At 67.4% G+C, this 14,964-nt stretch carries 15 protein-coding genes; 5 read left to right on the top strand and 10 right to left on the bottom strand.

Annotation, left to right across the window (positions count from 1 at the left end; translation table 11 throughout):
* Positions 1–90: 90 nt before the first annotated feature.
* Positions 91–3,474 carry an AfsR/SARP family transcriptional regulator gene (locus AB4Z47_RS14120; protein WP_441950972.1) on the bottom strand — a complete coding sequence of 1,128 codons (3,384 nt, stop codon included), beginning with the start codon at positions 3,472–3,474 and terminating at the stop codon, positions 91–93.
* 89 nt (positions 3,475–3,563) lie between these two features.
* On the opposite strand from AB4Z47_RS14120, the gene AB4Z47_RS14115 reads away from it, so the two are divergent.
* Together AB4Z47_RS14115 and AB4Z47_RS14110 are read left to right on the top strand one after the other, a co-directional pair.
* A complete protein-coding gene (locus AB4Z47_RS14115) occupies positions 3,564–4,028 on the top strand; it encodes an SRPBCC family protein (RefSeq protein ID WP_441950970.1) in 465 nt (154 codons plus the stop codon).
* Positions 4,029–4,055: 27 nt separating this feature from the next.
* Positions 4,056–4,925, top strand: coding sequence for a 1,4-dihydroxy-2-naphthoate polyprenyltransferase (locus AB4Z47_RS14110; RefSeq protein ID WP_441950968.1), 870 nt, complete (start codon positions 4,056–4,058; stop codon positions 4,923–4,925).
* 600 nt (positions 4,926–5,525) lie between these two features.
* Here AB4Z47_RS14110 and AB4Z47_RS14105 read toward each other — a convergent pair.
* From AB4Z47_RS14105 to AB4Z47_RS14085, 5 genes are all read right to left on the bottom strand, one after another.
* Positions 5,526–5,915: a phage holin family protein gene (locus AB4Z47_RS14105; RefSeq protein ID WP_441950966.1), complete on the bottom strand. Its 390-nt coding sequence runs from the start codon at positions 5,913–5,915 to the stop codon at positions 5,526–5,528.
* Between the two features lie 74 nt (positions 5,916–5,989).
* Entirely contained in the window at positions 5,990–6,580 is a 591-nt protein-coding gene (locus AB4Z47_RS14100; RefSeq protein WP_441950964.1) for a Clp protease N-terminal domain-containing protein, read from the bottom strand.
* Positions 6,580–6,801 carry a helix-turn-helix domain-containing protein gene (locus tag AB4Z47_RS14095; protein WP_327110403.1) on the bottom strand — a complete coding sequence of 74 codons (222 nt, stop codon included), beginning with the start codon at positions 6,799–6,801 and terminating at the stop codon, positions 6,580–6,582. Before AB4Z47_RS14095 ends, AB4Z47_RS14100 begins: the two co-directional genes overlap by 1 nt.
* Before the next feature lie 184 nt (positions 6,802–6,985).
* On the bottom strand, positions 6,986–8,071 hold the full coding sequence (locus tag AB4Z47_RS14090) for a PLP-dependent cysteine synthase family protein (RefSeq protein ID WP_441950962.1): 1,086 nt from the start codon (positions 8,069–8,071) through the stop codon (positions 6,986–6,988).
* Positions 8,068–8,421: a DUF4229 domain-containing protein gene (locus AB4Z47_RS14085; protein WP_441950960.1), complete on the bottom strand. Its 354-nt coding sequence runs from the start codon at positions 8,419–8,421 to the stop codon at positions 8,068–8,070. The genes AB4Z47_RS14090 and AB4Z47_RS14085 overlap by 4 nt, the downstream gene beginning before the upstream one ends.
* Before the next feature lie 184 nt (positions 8,422–8,605).
* Between AB4Z47_RS14085 and AB4Z47_RS14080 the strand changes: the two genes are divergently transcribed.
* Together AB4Z47_RS14080 and AB4Z47_RS14075 are read left to right on the top strand one after the other, a co-directional pair.
* Positions 8,606–8,815, top strand: a complete 210-nt coding sequence (locus AB4Z47_RS14080) for a BldC family transcriptional regulator (RefSeq protein ID WP_327110406.1) — start codon at positions 8,606–8,608, stop codon at positions 8,813–8,815.
* Positions 8,816–8,933: 118 nt separating this feature from the next.
* Positions 8,934–9,140 (top strand): hypothetical protein, encoded by a 207-nt coding sequence (locus AB4Z47_RS14075; protein WP_441950958.1) that lies wholly within the window; start codon positions 8,934–8,936, stop codon positions 9,138–9,140.
* A 222-nt stretch (positions 9,141–9,362) separates the two neighbouring features.
* On the opposite strand, the gene AB4Z47_RS14070 is transcribed toward AB4Z47_RS14075, so the two are convergent.
* Positions 9,363–9,971, bottom strand: a complete 609-nt coding sequence (locus AB4Z47_RS14070; protein ID WP_441950956.1) for a hypothetical protein — start codon at positions 9,969–9,971, stop codon at positions 9,363–9,365.
* Positions 9,972–10,279: 308 nt separating this feature from the next.
* Here AB4Z47_RS14070 and lppU point away from each other — a divergent pair, with 308 nt between their 5' ends.
* Positions 10,280–10,939: an LppU family putative lipoprotein gene (gene lppU, locus AB4Z47_RS14065; RefSeq protein ID WP_441950954.1), complete on the top strand. Its 660-nt coding sequence runs from the start codon at positions 10,280–10,282 to the stop codon at positions 10,937–10,939.
* A gap of 511 nt (positions 10,940–11,450) precedes the next feature.
* On the opposite strand, the gene ccsB is transcribed toward lppU, so the two are convergent.
* Genes ccsB through AB4Z47_RS14050 form a run of 3 tightly spaced genes read right to left on the bottom strand, consistent with a single transcriptional unit; the run spans position 11,451 to position 14,931 of the window.
* Positions 11,451–12,410 carry a c-type cytochrome biogenesis protein CcsB gene (gene ccsB, locus AB4Z47_RS14060; protein ID WP_441950952.1) on the bottom strand — a complete coding sequence of 320 codons (960 nt, stop codon included), beginning with the start codon at positions 12,408–12,410 and terminating at the stop codon, positions 11,451–11,453.
* Between the two features lie 2 nt (positions 12,411–12,412).
* Entirely contained in the window at positions 12,413–14,095 is a 1,683-nt protein-coding gene (resB, locus tag AB4Z47_RS14055) for a cytochrome c biogenesis protein ResB (protein ID WP_441950950.1), read from the bottom strand.
* Positions 14,092–14,931 carry a cytochrome c biogenesis CcdA family protein gene (locus tag AB4Z47_RS14050; RefSeq protein WP_441950948.1) on the bottom strand — a complete coding sequence of 280 codons (840 nt, stop codon included), beginning with the start codon at positions 14,929–14,931 and terminating at the stop codon, positions 14,092–14,094. Before AB4Z47_RS14050 ends, resB begins: the two co-directional genes overlap by 4 nt.
* Between the last annotated feature and the right edge of the window lie 33 nt (positions 14,932–14,964).

Here is a 14,964-nt window from a genome sequence, read left to right as displayed (position 1 = left end):
GTGCCGTCGTCGGTCCATGGTGCGGCGGCTCGGTCGCGCCCTCGACGGGCGTCGCGGCCGAATCTCAACCGACTATGCCGCGGTAGCGCGTCAGCGGACCTCGTTCAGCTCGTGAAGTATCCGCATGATGCGGTCTGCGGAGTCTCTGCGGCGCAGGTGGCCGACCCGGTCACGCGCTGCGGCGACCCGGTCGGCGCCGAGCGCCGCGGCGGCCGCGTCCGCGTGTCCAGCCCAGCGCATCGAGGGAAAGTCCTGGCGGCAGAACACATTCGGCGCCAACGCGAGCAGCTCGAGACCGCGCGACACATATCGTTCGACGGCGATGAGATACGAGCCGACCGCGCAGGCGATAGCGCCGATCTGCGGCAGGTCCCGATACTGCGTCATGCTCGGCAGGGTGATCTCGACCAGATCCGTGGCCAGGGTCGCGGCAGAGTCGGCGGCGCCGTAGAGCACCTTCGCGTCGAGCGCCGCCGCGGCGAGCATCAATGCCCCCGGCCCGGGCCCTGGCACGCTGTCCGGCCAGCCATACAGCTCGAGCGCACGCTCGTAGCGATACAGCCCACCTTCGATATCGCCCTCCGCGAACGCCACCTCGGCCGAACTCTGCACGACGGTTGCCAGCAGCCGATTCTGCCCGCCGGTCGAGCTGTCGACATCCGACGTGCCGAGCGCGAGGTCGAGTTCGTGCGCGGCCTGCTCCAGCTCACCGAGACCGACCAGCGAGGCCGCCAGCATGCTGCGGGTCTCCACTGTGTCCTCGTAGGCGCCGAGCCGCTGCAGCATGTCCAGCGAACGACGGTAGTGCGTCACCGATTCGGCGTACTGTGCGGTTTGACCGCAGACCTGGCCGAGGTGCCTGCACACCATGGCCACGCTCCAGACGTTGTTGTGCCCGAAGATCTCCAGCGCCCGGGTCGCGTCGACGGTCGAGCCGCGCACGTCGCCGAGATTCTCCCTGATGTTGGCGCGCAGCAGCAGTGCGGTGGCCCTTGTCTCCTGATCGGTCGATCGAAGTGCGTGGGCGATCATCCTGCCGAGGTCGGCGCCGTCGGGCCGGACGAGCACGACTCGGCCGATGAACCGGTTGTTCACGGTGAGATCGGTGCGGTTGCGCAGCAATCGGCGCACGCGCAGGCGCAGCTGGGCGAGCGCGCGAGCACCACCACCGGTATAGGCGAGATGCAGGAACACCATCTGGTACGTGGTGAGCACCAGATCCGACCGCGGCATGTCGGGGCCGAACACGGCCGGCTCCAGGTCGATGACCCGCGCAGCCCAGCTGACCACCTCGGTGTGCGAGCCGCGAATCACCCATATCGTGCCCACGACCGGGAAGACCGTGTACGCCGTCGCCGCGTCCCGCCGCTCGATCGCACAGCGCAACGCCGCGAGCAGGTTGTCCAACTCCATCGCGACCGAAAGCGCCAGCTCGATCTGATCGCCGGTCAGATATCGGCGCGCAACGTCGTCGGCATAGTCCCTGGCCCACCGCATTATCGCGATGTCGACCGATTCCGCGTCCCCAGCGGTGCGGGCCAGCTGCTCCTCGCCGTACTCCCGCACGGTTTCCAGCATCCGATAGCGGGTACCGAGCACCTCGTCGTCCAGCACGGCGAGCAGCGACTGGTTGACCAGGCCGTCGACGGCGGCGGCGACGTCGCCCACCGCCGCTCCGCCCGCCACCGCCTCGGCGGCCGAGAGCGTGAAACCGGCCGGGAATCGGCATAATCGGCGCAGCGCCACCTGCTGCGCGGTGTCGAGCAGGTTCCAGCTCCAGTCGATTACGGCGTGCAGGGTGCGATGTCGTTCGGGCGAGCTTCGGTCGCCGTGGCGCAGCAGCGCGAACCGATCGGCCAGTCGCTCGTTGATCTCCTCGACGCTCATCACGCGCACCCGTGCGGCGGCCAGCTCGATGGCCAGCGGCAGCCCGTCGAGGGTGTGGCAGAGCTGGGCGACGACGTCCGGGTCCAGCCGGACGCCTGGGCGCACCGCCCTGGCGCGTGCCGCGAACAGCTCGGTCGCGGGCGAGCCGGTCGGGTCGATCGTCAAGGGCGGCAGTGGATACACGGTCTCGGCGGTGATCATCAGCGGCGCGCGGCTGGTGGTGAGCACGGTCAGCCGGTTCGCGATGCCGATCAGATCGGCGACCACCACGGCGACGGCGTCGATCAAATGCTCGCAATTGTCCAAAATGAGCAGCATCGAGCGGGCCGATACCGCGTCGCGCAGACGCTGACGGGCATCGGGCGCCTGCCTGGCACGCAGCGTGGCGGAGTCGAAGGTGACGTCGCTCAGGCCTAGCACCGCGGCGATCGCCGCCTCGATCTCGATTCTGGCGTCGTCGCCCTCCGCCGCACGCACCGAGGCCAGTTCGACCAGCACCACCGGGCGGGCGGCCGCCACGCGCGCACCGATCTCGTTGGCGACCCTGGTCTTTCCCGAGCCACCCGGGCCGAGGACGGTGATCACGCGGGAATCGCGTAACAGTTCTTCGAGCGCCGTCAGATCGTCCGTGCGGCCGAGCAGCACGTTGGGCGCGGCGCGCAGCCCGATCGCGGCGGGTTGCTGGAATTGTGCTGCTGCGACGGCGTTTTCGCCCGAGGGCAGCGCGCCGGCAGCGGCCGAGTGCGGCGCCCCGCCGACGGCATACCGCGGCGCGAGTTCCGCGCTGCGCACCGGCTCGCCGCACAGTATCGCGGTGTTCAACGCTACGAGCGCAGGGCCAGGGTCCGTACCGAGGTGCTCGGCCAACCGTGAACGGAAGACCGCGAAGGATTCCAGTGCCTCGTTGGCGCGGCCCGCCGCGGCGAGCAGACGCATCAGGGTCTGCTGTGCGGGTTCGTCCAACGGGTCGGTGGCGTTGCGACGACGAGCTAGGCGCAGTGCGCCGTCGATGTCGCCGACGGACTCGCGCGCGTCCAGTTCGAGCGCGTCCAGTTCGGCGAGCCGGTGCGCGGCGGCGGTGCGCAGCTCGTCGGCGAGGCCACCGGCGGGCAGATCGGCGCCGGACTCCCCGCGCCACAATCCTCGCGCCTGCCACACCGCGTCCAGGCACCCGGTCGGGTCGCCCGCTGTCCGGCAGGCACGCGCCTGCCGCACCAGCTCGCCGACCAGGCTCAGATCGACCTGGTCGGTGCCCATGCTCAACCGGTAACCCGCAGGCCCGATCTCCAACGCTCCGTCGGGCAGGGCGGAGCGGAGCCGGGAAACCTGAGTGTGTAACGCATTCATCGGCGCCCTCGGCGGCTGCTCGCCCCACACGTCGTCGATCAGGGCCTGCGCGCTGCGGCTGCGGCCCGTCCGCAAGGCGAGCGCCGCGAGCAGCAGCCGAGAGCGCGCGCCCGGCAGAGGTGTCAGCGCGCCGTCGCGGCGCAGCGCGATCTCGCCCAGCAGGGCCACCACGACCGATTCGCCTGCGGGCGCCGTCGAGGGGTGACTGTGGCCGTTCGGGCCGCTCTGATCCGGAAACATCCCGCGGTCATCGTATGCGAGCTGGACTGATCGAGCCGACATGATTTCTTTGCCCCCATTCTGGGCGATCGGTCGCATAGGCTGACCGCGTGGCTGAGTTCGAAGTGGTCCGTTCGGCCGTGATCACGGCCGAACCCGCGCGAGTGCATTCGCTGATCGACGATTTCCACGAGTGGGGCAAGTGGTCGCCCTGGGAGGATCTCGACCCGCAGATGCAGCGCAGCTATTCCGGTGCCGACTCCGGTGTCGGCGCGCGCTACACCTGGAGCGGTAGCCGTAAGGCCGGCGCGGGCAGCATGGAGATCACCGCCAGCGCCGAACGAGAAATCGGCGTCCGCCTGGAGTTCCTGAAACCGATGAAATCGACCAATCAGGTGACCTTCACCCTGGATCCGGTCGAGACCGGCACCGAGGTGACTTGGCGGATGACCGGGCGGCAGTCCGGCCTGATGGGTGTGGTCGGGAAGCTGATACCGATGGACAAACTGGTCGGCAAGGACTTCGAGAAGGGACTCGCCCGGCTGCAGCAGGCGGCGACGGCCCAGACGGACTGAACACCCCACGCGCATTAGGCTGCGGATATGGCTACCGCAGCGCAATGGATCGAGGGCGCGCGACCGCGTACCCTGCCGAACGCGATCGCCCCTGTGCTCGCCGGGACCGGCGCGGCCGCGTCCGTCGGCGGTGCGGTGTGGTGGAAAGCGATTCTGGCACTGCTCGTTTCGCTGGCGCTGATCATCGGCGTGAACTACGCCAACGACTACTCCGACGGCATCCGCGGCACCGACGACGTCCGGGTCGGCCCGCTGCGGCTGGTCGGGCAGAAGCTGGCGTCGCCCGCCGCGGTGCGGAATGCCGCGATCCTCAGCCTCGCCCTCGGCGGGGCCGTCGGCCTTGTCCTCGTCGTCACAAGCGCGTGGTGGCTGCTGCTCATCGGCGCAGCTTGCCTGGCCGGGGCCTGGTATTACACCGGGGGCAGCAAGCCCTACGGCTACAGCGGATTCGGCGAGCTCGCGGTGTTCGTCTTCTTCGGCCTGATCGGCGTGCTCGGCACCCAGTTCGTGCAGGCGAAAGAGATCGATTGGGTGGGCGCGCTGCTCGCGGTCTCGGTGGGCGCGTTCTCCAGTGCGGTGCTCGTCGCGAACAACCTGCGCGACATCCCGACCGACACCGCGTCCGGAAAGGTCACGCTCGCGGTGAAGCTCGGCGATCTGCGTACCCGCACGCTGCATCTCGCGCTGCTCGCGGTGCCGTTCATCGCGACGCTGGTCCTCGTCGCCCGCACGCCTTGGGCACTGGTCGGCCTGCTCGCGGTGCCGCTGGCCGTGCGCGCCAACGCGCCGGTGCGTGGCGGTAAAGGCGGACTCGAACTGATTCCCGCCCTGCGGGATTCCGGCCTCGCCCTGCTGGTCTGGTCGGCGGTCACCGCACTCGCGGTCGGGCTCGGTTAGCCGGGGGCGCTGCCGAAGAATCTGGTTACTATCCAACGCATCCGCGCTGGCTCCCAAGCCATCCGAGAACGGCGCACCCCGATGCCGCGCTTCCCATTTCACATACCCACACGGACCCGACTCTCCCTTCCGAGCGAACGGTCCGGGGCTGCTTCGGGGCGCCCTTCGTGGAGGTTGAAAATTGTGCCTCGATCTCGCCTGTGGGACCCACGATCACTCGTGGTCACCAGGTCCGCCACCCCAATTCTCGGGAGAAGCGAGACTGAGCATCCCCCGTTCACGGCCTGGCTCGCGCCCCCAGCGGACACCGCGTCCGCCACACAGTCACCAACAGCGTGCTCAGACACCAACCCCAACAGGGCCGCGAACGCACAGCACCACAGACGCAACCAAACAACACCACAATCGCACCCACCGCAACCACATCCGCCCAACCCCCCGCTTCCGAGCGCAGCGAGACCGAGCAYTCCCCTGTTCGCGGCCCGGCTCGCGTCCGAGCGGCCGCCGCGTCCGCGACGAAGTCGCCAGCGTCGGTCGCTCGGACGCGAGCCACAAGGGGGCCGCGAACCCGCCGCGCCCGCGCGGCCGAAAACAGAGTTCCTAGTCGTCGCCGTCCGGGACCAGGATGCCGAGCACCCAGTTGACGATCGAGACGATGATGCCGCCGAGCACCGCGGCCCAGAAGCCCTCCACCCGCAGGCCGTAGTCGCTGAATGCCTTGGTGATCTCCGCGGTCAGCCACAGCATGAGCGCGTTGATCACGAGCAGGAACAGGCCGACCGTCACGATCACCAGCGGCAGCGACAGCAGTTTGACGATCGGCTTGACCAGCGCGTTCACCACCGTGAAAACCGCGGCAACGACGAGCACGACGACGATCTTGGCGCCGGTGCCCTGGTCGGAGGGGCTGATGATGTCGATCTTGTCGACCCAGGCCGCGGCCAGCCAGATGGCCACTCCGTTGATGATCAACCGAATCAGAAGCTGCATGGGCCAATGCTAGGCCCGCGAGGCGGACATGTGCTGCCACAAAACAAATATCGTGACAGCACACGTCCCCGCGCTCAGGCGGCACGGTCGAGCAGGGCGTGCACCTTGGGACGCAAGTCGTGGATCTGGCCGGAGCCGCCGAACAGGCGCAGGGTGGTCTGATTGGGCGCCCGCAGGATCCCCAGCAGGACGTGCCCGGATTCGATGGTCTTGTCCTTGCGGCCGAGGGCCTCGCGCAGCGCGAGCTCCAGAACCTTTTTCGCCTCCTTGGTGAACGGGATGTGCCCGACGTTCCCACTGCCGCGACGCCAGCCGAGTGGACCGCGCCGCGGTTCGGGCACCGCGCGATCGAGCGCGTCCTCACCGAAGTTGGCCTCCAGCGATTCGCGCACGGCGTCGAGATCTATGCCGATGGAGCGCAGGGCCTCGGCGTCTTCCGCGCCGAGTGGTTGTTCCTCCCCTTTGCTGTTGTCGGCCAGCATGCTCAGTACGCCCTCGTGGGTGAGCCCGGCCTCGGCGAGCAGGGCCTTCAGCTCCGAGTCACCGTGCGAGAGTAGCCCGAGCAACACGTGCTCCACCTCGATGTTCGGCGAGCACAACTCCCGTGCGTCTTCCTGGGCGATGACGATGGCCGTTCGCGCCGACCTGCTGAACCGTTCGAACATCAGCGGCTCCTGCCTCTCCGGTTGTACTTCTGGTGGACTGCCTGCTTGCTGACCTCGAGTGCCTCCGCGATCGCCTGCCATGACCAGCCCTGTTCGCGGGCGTTGGTCACCTGGATCGCCTCGAGACGTTCGAGCAGCCGACGCAGCGCGAGCACCGCGCGCAGCCCGACCTTGGGGTCGGGGCTGCCTGCGGCGGCCGCCAGGGTGGTTGCTTCAGTCATGTCGTCAATTTTTATTGACGTCACCGCACAATGTCAACAAAAATTGACAACTGGGGTTCTGGATAGCCCGAATACAGCTAGCGGCGAACGGATGGGCAGGTCCGCGATACGGATCTGCCCGCGCAAACGCAGCGGCACATCTCCAGGTTCCGCGCAGACGCGACCGCTCTCGGACGGGCTCAGGTCAGGCTTCCCAGATTCCGGTCGCCATGAACTTGTCCAGGATCGCGGTGGGCTCGGCGAGGCCGATCCCCTGCGACGCGACCCAGGCGTCGTCGAAATACGTTCCCGTGTAGCGATCTCCGCCGTCACAGAGCAGCGTGACCACGCTGCCCCGGCGGTTCTCGGCGATCATCTCGGCGACGAGAGCGAACACACCCCACAGGTTGGTGCCGGTCGATCCGCCGACCCGCCGACCGAGCCGCACACTGGCGTGCCGGGCGGCGGCGATGGAGGCCGCGTCGGGCACCTCGAACATGCGGTCCACCACCGGCCCGACGAACGACGGTTCGACCCGGGGACGGCCGATCCCCTCGATACGCGAGGGCATGCCGGTCTGGTAGGCGGGGTCGCCGGTCTCGTAGCCGCCGAAGAACGCGGAGTTCTCCGGATCGACCACAGCCAATTTCGTTGCGTACCTGCGGTAGCGGATGTAGCGACCGATCGTGGCGCTGGTGCCACCGGTGCCCGCGCCGACCACGATCCACTCCGGCACCGGATGGGTCTCCAACGCCATCTGCTGGAAGATCGACTCGGCGATGTTGTTGTTGCCGCGCCAGTCGGTGGCGCGCTCCGCATGGGTGAACTGGTCCATGTAGTGACCGCCACACTCGGCGGCCAGCCGCGCCGCCTCGGTGTACATGTCCGGCGGGCGCTGCACGAAATGGCAACGGCCGCCCTGCGCTTCGATCAGCGCGATCTTCTGCGGGGATGTGCTCGCGGGCATCACCGCGACGAAGTCCAGGCCGAGCAGCTTCGCGAAGTAGGCCTCGCTGACCGCGGTCGAGCTGGAGGACGCCTCCACCACCGTGGTGCCCTCGGTGATCCAGCCGTTGCAGATCGCGTACAGGAACAGTGAGCGCGCCAGTCGGTGCTTGAGGCTGCCGCTGATGTGCGTGGACTCGTCCTTCAGATACAGCTGGACATTCCACTCGGCGGGCAGTGGATAGCGCAGCAGATGGGTGTCGGCGCTGCGCTGGGTGTCGGCATCTATCAACCGGACCGCATTGTCGACCCAGTCCCGCGGCGTGCTGCGATCACAGGACTTCATGAGGACGTCCCTGTGTCCTCCGGATTCTCTCCGCGCAGCCGCGCACGCAGCTGGGCCTTGTCACGGCGACGACGTTCGTCGACCAGGGCGATATCCTCGTTGACCTTGGCGCGCAGGCGCTTGAACAGGGTCAACGACAGCGGCATCGCGATGATCAGCGCGAACAGGGCAGCGACCAGCCACGGAATGTCCACCGAGACCAGCCGTGCGGCCAGCACGATGGCTGCCGCGAGGACCACGACCAGAGCCAGCCTGGCGAGAGTGTAGAGCGCCAGATTGCGGGCCAGCCGACGACCTGCGCCAGCAGTTTGCTGTCCGCGAACACCTTCCGGTGGAATTTCGTCACGCACATCGGTCAGCCTATGCGAAGCTGTTGCCCAGCCTCGGCGCGCGCCTGTTGCCGGGGATGGGGCGCACATCCGATTTGTCTATTACCTCCCCTTTACCAACAGTAGGTGGTTCGAGTACCTAGGGGTTTCGGTGCGACGATGGCGCCATCTGATGAGGGAACTGTCGAGAACGGAGAGGTTTGCTATGACTGCGATCACCGTCGGCGGCCAGGACACCCTGCTGACGCCGGGGCAGGTTGCTGCCCTGTTCCACGTCGACCCCAAGACCGTGACGCGCTGGGCTCATGCCGGGCGACTGGGGTCATTGCGCACACCGGGCGGTCATCGCCGGTTCCGCGAATCAGAAGTACTCCAGCTGCTGCAGTCGCTCACTACCGAGGCGACGGCACACTGATCGCAGGGCGCGCGGGCCCGTCGTTCCGGGGCCCGCGCCCACCCGCAGGACCGATTTCACGCCTGCGGTGGGCGGGAGTCACGTACGCGACTACCCTCGTAACCAGGAGGTGAGCGACGTGACGTACCTGTTGGCACTCATCGCAATGGCGGCAGTCGCGGTGTTGTGCTGGAAGGCGTTCGGCCCCGAGAAGGCCGGACCGACAGCCCCGCAAGCGCGTTCACCGCGACGCAAGCGCATCATCGGACCCGACGACGACCCAGAATTCCTCTGGCGCCTGTCCCGCCAGCACCGCGACGGCGAGTCCGGCTCGGCCGACCACTGACGGGGCCCTGCACACCTCGACGGACGAACGCACTCTGAGCAGTGCCATCGAAAGCACGTGCCGGCACTCCGTTCGATGCGCTACGGCGTAGTTACCGAGCGCGATCGTCGAGATCCAGACCAATATTTGTTTTGCCCATTATGTGATATTTGTCACAAAATACTCGGCTGCGGAGGGGCAGGCGCGCTGCGGTGCGCCTGCCCCTTCACCCGCGAGTTCCGATCACGGTTCGCCGTTGACGACCGCCATCAAAGCGTCCGTGAACGGCTGCCCGCCCTGGATGGCACCTCCAGCGATCGCGCCGACCACCAGGCCGATCGGTCCGGTGATGATGCTGAAGAAGCCGAGGCCGATCAGGGCTCCGAGCAGACCGCCGAGCAGAGCCCCACCGACCACGCCGACGACGTTCTCGTTCAGTTCGGCGATGAGACGGTTCATCGAGCTGATCGGCTGCATCTCGCCGATCTCCTTCGCGTCCGCCACCGGCGTGAGCGCGAGGCGCGTGCCGTTGTCGCTGATCTCCTGCGCGACCGACAGTCGGCCTCCGGAGACCTGGAAGGTCAACGGCACTTCGGCGACGACGGCGCCGGCGTCGGACGTCAGCGCGATCTTGGCGCCGTTGTCGACGAGGGCGAACTTGCCGTGCTCGACCGCGGTGGTGATCGCTCCGGTCTTGTCGGAGACCGTGGTCTTGTAGTCGACGCCTTGCTCGACGCCGGATGTCGTGACCTCCCGATTCGCCTCTACAGGCTGCGCATTCGCGGTTCCCGCCGCAATGCCCACGGCGGCAACCGCACTGAGCGTGATGGCGGCAATGGTGCCGAACTTCATTATGGAATTCCTTCTCACAGAGACCTCCGGCGCCGGAGGCCGGATGGCGTGTGACTGTACAACGCCCGTAGCTTGTTGCCAGACATGGCGATCGGCACATGGCCGCACGGAAGTTCGTTACTCGATTGTGACCGACTCGGGAGACGAAAAGGGGAATACTCGCCCACAGCGAATGTCGTTGGGAGCAACGGCTCGACGCGGGTGCGCCGCATAGTGTATGCATGGCGTGATCTTCAATCCGCAAGATTCACAACTTCGGATCTCATCGGGAGCGAGTTCGAAGGGTTTACAGCTGTGGAGGACGTGACGTGTCGCGCCAACGTATTCGTGCCGGTATCACTCTGACGGGCTTCGTGGCTGCGACCGCACTAGCGGCGGCTCTCGTGGCCTTTGCCGCCGTGTCGATGTCCGGACCTACCGAGGAACCGGCGAAGGCCGCCCAGAACAACAGCGCGACAACTACTTCGACGCCGCCACCGACCACCTCCGACGAACCGGTGACGACCACCGAGACCGAGCCTCCGCCGCCCACCACCTCGGCGATGCGCGGCGCTTCGAACAAGAGCGCCAGCAGTCTCCAGTTGAACGTCGGCGAGTGCGTGCACCTCGGCGGCTCCGGCGGCATCGAGAAGGCCGCCTGCGGCAGCTCCGGCGCCACCTACAAGGTCACCGAAAAGGCGCCCGCGAACAGCCCGTGCCCCACCGATGCCGACCGCACCTACAACGACACCCTGCAGGGCGCCGCGCAGGCCGCGCTGTGCCTCGACATCGACTGGGTGGTCGGTGGCTGTATGGAGCTGGTCCCCGGCGATCCGAAGCGCCTGGACTGCGCGGCCCACGGCACGCCGAACGGGGTGCGGGTGGTGGATGTCAAACAGAACACCGTCGACGTCAACGCCTGCGGCTCGGCCGACAGCGGAATCGTCTACCGACAGCGCCATTTCGTGGTCTGCGTAGCGCGCCTCTGAGGGGCGCGCACAGACCGCTCAACTCACGCATGAGTGCGGAGCCCCTCAGTCTCGGCCTCCCTCTTCGCACACCTCTCGCCTCCTCGTACACTCCACACATTCAATATCTCCAGTGGTCGCGGTCTAACGCGCGCTCAACCTGCTTGCGTACTACCCGCGAGCACGCGGCGGCGAGAATGGCTGATGTCATCCAGCCCGTCGTATGGCGCGAGGCGGTAATGGAATTCGGGCAACAGACAACACTGGGCTATCTGGACTCCGTGTAATGAGGATGCGGGAGCAGAGCCTGCCAGGCAGCGGCCCAGGGGAATTGGTGTAGGTGGTTCTCGCCCGTGCCTGGATCATGCTGCTTGTAGATGTCGTCACCTACGAGCATTGTTGCGCCCCAGTCGGACAGCTTGCGCGTTGCCTACGATCGGTCCGGTATCGACGACGATGACTCAGTCGTGCTCCGGTCCGAAAATTCCGGTACAGACATACCGGAGCAATCCGAGATCCGCGGTAAACGACGTCAGTTGAGTCCCGCGTAGCTGTGCAGCCCCGAGATCACCATGTTGATGATGAACAGGTTGAACAGCATCGCGACGAACGCCGCGATATTGATCCACGCCGCCTTGGTGTCGCGCCAGCCGGACGTAGCGCGGGCGTGCAAATAGGCGGCGTAGAGGACCCAGGCGATGAAGGAGCAGGTTTCCTTCGGGTCCCAGCCCCAGAATCGGCCCCAGGCAGCCTCGGCCCAGATGGCGCCGAGGATGACGCCGGCGCCGAAGAGCGGGAAGCCGATGATGGTGGCTTTGTAGGCGAGGCGGTCCAGGGTGCGGGCATCGGGCAGGCGGCGGGCGATCGCGCCGAGGACGCTGGCCGAGTCTTGACCGTCGGGCTGACGCAAGCGGTAGAGGAACAGCATGCTCGTCACGCCGGCGAACAGGAACACCCCACTGCCGACGCTGACGATGGTGACGTGCACCGGCAGCCAGAACGACTTCAGTGCGGGGACCACGGGCGCGGCGTCGGCGTAGAGCACGGTGCCCGCGAGGAACATCAGGATCAACACCGGGACGAGCAGGAAGACCCACATCGAGCGGTAGCGCTGCTCACGCAGGAGAAGTATCCCGACCAGCACGGCGGCGGCCGTCGCCATAGTGACGAACTCGTACATGTTGCCCAACGGGAAACGATGGGTCGCGAAGCCGCGCAAGACGATCGCGCCCACGTGTAGCACGATGGCGACCATCAGCACCGAGAACGCCATGTTGCCGAGCCGCTCCGACAGGGGCCGCTGTGCGGGTTCGACGACGCGGCCCGGTCCCGACGGCCTCGCCCCCACCGGCACCAGCTCACGCTCGGCGACCTGACGGCTGCGCGCCGTAGCGTACTGCCAGATCAGCAGCACCATGACCAGCGCGTACACCACGATCGCCGTCTTGAACGCGAAATCGCTGTATCTGGCGATGGTCTCGTCGATCGGCATGGTTACTCTCCCGTGATTTCGGCGCCGCGCGCCGAGGTGGTTCGGTCGCCGCGAGCGTCCGTTTGCTCATCGAGCAGGCGCGCGCGCAGCCGGTCGAACTCGCTACCCCAGCCGGCCTGGTCGGTTCTGGCGAGCCCGCCCATCTCTACTACAGTGCGTCGTTGATCAACGGTACCGGGAGTGTCCTCGGCCGGGTAGACCCGCACCCAGATCCGCCTACGCTTGACCAGCAGGGAGACCAGCAGTCCCGCCATCATCAGCAGTGCGCTCACCAGCACCCACAGCTGCGCGGGATCGTGCGACACCTGCAGGTTCACGAACTCCTGCGCGCCATCGAAGGCGACCTTGGTGCCGTTGGGCAGCGTGGTCGACTCGCCGGGGCGAAGGTTCACCCTGGCCTCCTTGGTCAGTCGCCCCTGCTTCACCTGTTCAGGGTCCAGCGCGAACAGCGACTGCGGCTTGCCCGTGTCCAGCCCGGTGTCGCCGCGGTAGATGTCGACCGCCACGGCCGGGTCGTTCATCGCGGGGAACGCGGAACTCATCAGCGTGCCGTGGAACAGGGCGGTCGGCGCGAATAGGCCCTCGATCGCGATCTGGTTCTTGCGGCGTTCCGCGTCGGTGGCGTACATGCCGCCAGGCGGGTCGATCCGCAGTACTCCACTCGACAGGAACGTCGACGCGTCGTCGGGGCGCCACTGGATGGACTCGGTGCGGGACTGTCCGTTGGGGAAAGTGACCGTGAAGGTCGGCGCGTAGCCGTGCCCCTGTAGATAGAGGCGATCACCTGCGACCCGGAGCGGGTGATTCACCTGCACCTGGGTGTCGCGCCAAGTGTTCGTCCGCAGGTCGTCGCCCGCCTGGTAGGAAATGCCCGCGGTGAACATCTCGGCCTGGCCGTTCGTCAGGTAGTCGGCCTTGAAGTCCTCGACCCGCACGCAGATCGGGGTCATGCCGGTGCCGTCGTTGACGTTGCCCGCCTTGAACGAGTCGAACACCGCGGGCGAGGTGGTGCAGAAGCCGGGGCCGTTGTTCGCAAGCACGACAACGCTGCCCTCGTAGCCGAACAGCTTGCCCGCCGCGATGGCGATCAGCAGCCCGACCAGCGCGAGATGGAACACAAGGTTGCCGAGTTCGCGGGTATAGCCCTTCTCCCCCGATAACGTCACCTCGCCGTCGCGCGTACCCGGCCGGACCTCGGTGCGCCAACCGCGCAACTGGGTGCCCGCGTGCGCGATCACCTCGTCGGGCGTCTGTCCGACACTGCCGGAGTAGTGGTGCGGCAGCCTGGTCAAGTTGCGCGGCGCCCGCACGGGCGGCGTGCGCAGCGCGCGGTAGTGGTCGACGGTGCGCGGCAGGATGCAACCGACCAGCGAAATGAACAGCAGCGCGTAGACGGCTGTGAACCAGAAGCTGGAAAACACATCGAACAGCTCGAACCGGTCCATCCACGGACCGAGCGTCGGCCGAGCGGCGATGTACTGGGCAACCTTCTGCTCGTTGAGGTTGCGCTGCGGCAGCAGTGCGCCGGGAATCGCGGCCAGTGCGAGCAGGAACAGCAGTACCAGCGCGGTGCGCATACTGGTGAGCCCGCGCCAGGTGTTGCGCACGAACGCCCAGGCGCGGCCGAGCACGGATTGGCGCGGCGGCGTGGGAGTTTCGGTTGCCTGCTGGTCGATCACGGTCATATCGGCAAAGTCACCTCGGAAACGAACGCGTCGCGCACCCAGGCGACGAACTGGTCCCACGCCCCGGTTACCAGCGCGGCGCCGACCGCGACCAGCAGAATGCCCCCGATGATCTGGATGGTGCGCGAATTGCGGCGCAGCCAGCCGACTCCGCGGAGCGCGCTCGCCGACCCGAACGCAAGGACAACGAACGGCAGGCCTAGGCCGAGACAGTAAGCGACGATCAGCGCGACCCCGCGCACAGCCGTCGTCCCATCGGTGCCCGCGGCCACCGCCATCACACCCGACAGCGTCGGGCCGAGGCAGGGCGTCCACCCGAGCGCGAACACCCCGCCGAGCAGCGGCGCGCCCATGATGCTGGTTAGCCTGCGCGGCTCCATCCTGGTGTCGCGCTGCAACACGGGCACAAGACCGATGAACACCAGGCCCATCAGGATCGTGACCACGCCGCCGATCCGTTGCAGCAGTTCACGATTCACGTTGAGCGTCTGGATGACGCCGAACACGGTAGCCGTGGCGAGCACGAAGACCACGGTGAACCCGGCGACGAACAGTCCGGCCGCGCCCGCTACCCGCATCCGTCCCGAGCGCCGTTCCGCCGCATCCGCGACGGCAACCGAACCCGGCCGACCCTTCGCGGCCTCGGCGACGGTCGCAGGCGGAGCCTCGGCGCCGACCAGTCCGGCGAGATACGACAAATACCCCGGCACCAGCGGTACGACGCACGGCGAGGCGAACGACACAAGGCCCGCCAGCACGCATGCGCCGAGCGCCAGCAGCAGCGGCCCTGAGGCCGCCGTCTGCTGGAACGACTCCCCGACTCCGGCAAGCACCATCAGGTGGCCTCCCCGGTCCGCGGCGGCGCTGCG

Source organism: Nocardia sp. 2TAF39, from assembly GCF_052114905.1.
GTDB lineage: Bacteria > Actinomycetota > Actinomycetes > Mycobacteriales > Mycobacteriaceae > Nocardia.
This window is presented reverse-complemented; position numbering and strand designations above follow the sequence as displayed.

Excerpts from the sequence above, each read along its gene's own strand:
- AB4Z47_RS14120 (WP_441950972.1), bottom strand. The coding sequence starts at position 3,474 with ATGTTTCCGGATCAGAGCGGCCCGAACGGCCACAGTCACCCCTCGACG.
- AB4Z47_RS14110 (WP_441950968.1), top strand. The coding sequence starts at position 4,056 with ATGGCTACCGCAGCGCAATGGATCGAGGGCGCGCGACCGCGTACCCTG.
- AB4Z47_RS14105 (WP_441950966.1), bottom strand. The coding sequence starts at position 5,915 with ATGCAGCTTCTGATTCGGTTGATCATCAACGGAGTGGCCATCTGGCTG.
- AB4Z47_RS14100 (WP_441950964.1), bottom strand. The coding sequence starts at position 6,580 with ATGTTCGAACGGTTCAGCAGGTCGGCGCGAACGGCCATCGTCATCGCC.
- AB4Z47_RS14095 (WP_327110403.1), bottom strand. The coding sequence starts at position 6,801 with ATGACTGAAGCAACCACCCTGGCGGCCGCCGCAGGCAGCCCCGACCCC.
- AB4Z47_RS14090 (WP_441950962.1), bottom strand. The coding sequence starts at position 8,071 with ATGAAGTCCTGTGATCGCAGCACGCCGCGGGACTGGGTCGACAATGCG.
- AB4Z47_RS14080 (WP_327110406.1), top strand. The coding sequence starts at position 8,606 with ATGACTGCGATCACCGTCGGCGGCCAGGACACCCTGCTGACGCCGGGG.
- AB4Z47_RS14070 (WP_441950956.1), bottom strand. The coding sequence starts at position 9,971 with ATGAAGTTCGGCACCATTGCCGCCATCACGCTCAGTGCGGTTGCCGCC.
- ccsB (WP_441950952.1), bottom strand. The coding sequence starts at position 12,410 with ATGCCGATCGACGAGACCATCGCCAGATACAGCGATTTCGCGTTCAAG.
- resB (WP_441950950.1), bottom strand. The coding sequence starts at position 14,095 with ATGACCGTGATCGACCAGCAGGCAACCGAAACTCCCACGCCGCCGCGC.
- AB4Z47_RS14050 (WP_441950948.1), bottom strand. The coding sequence starts at position 14,931 with ATGGTGCTTGCCGGAGTCGGGGAGTCGTTCCAGCAGACGGCGGCCTCA.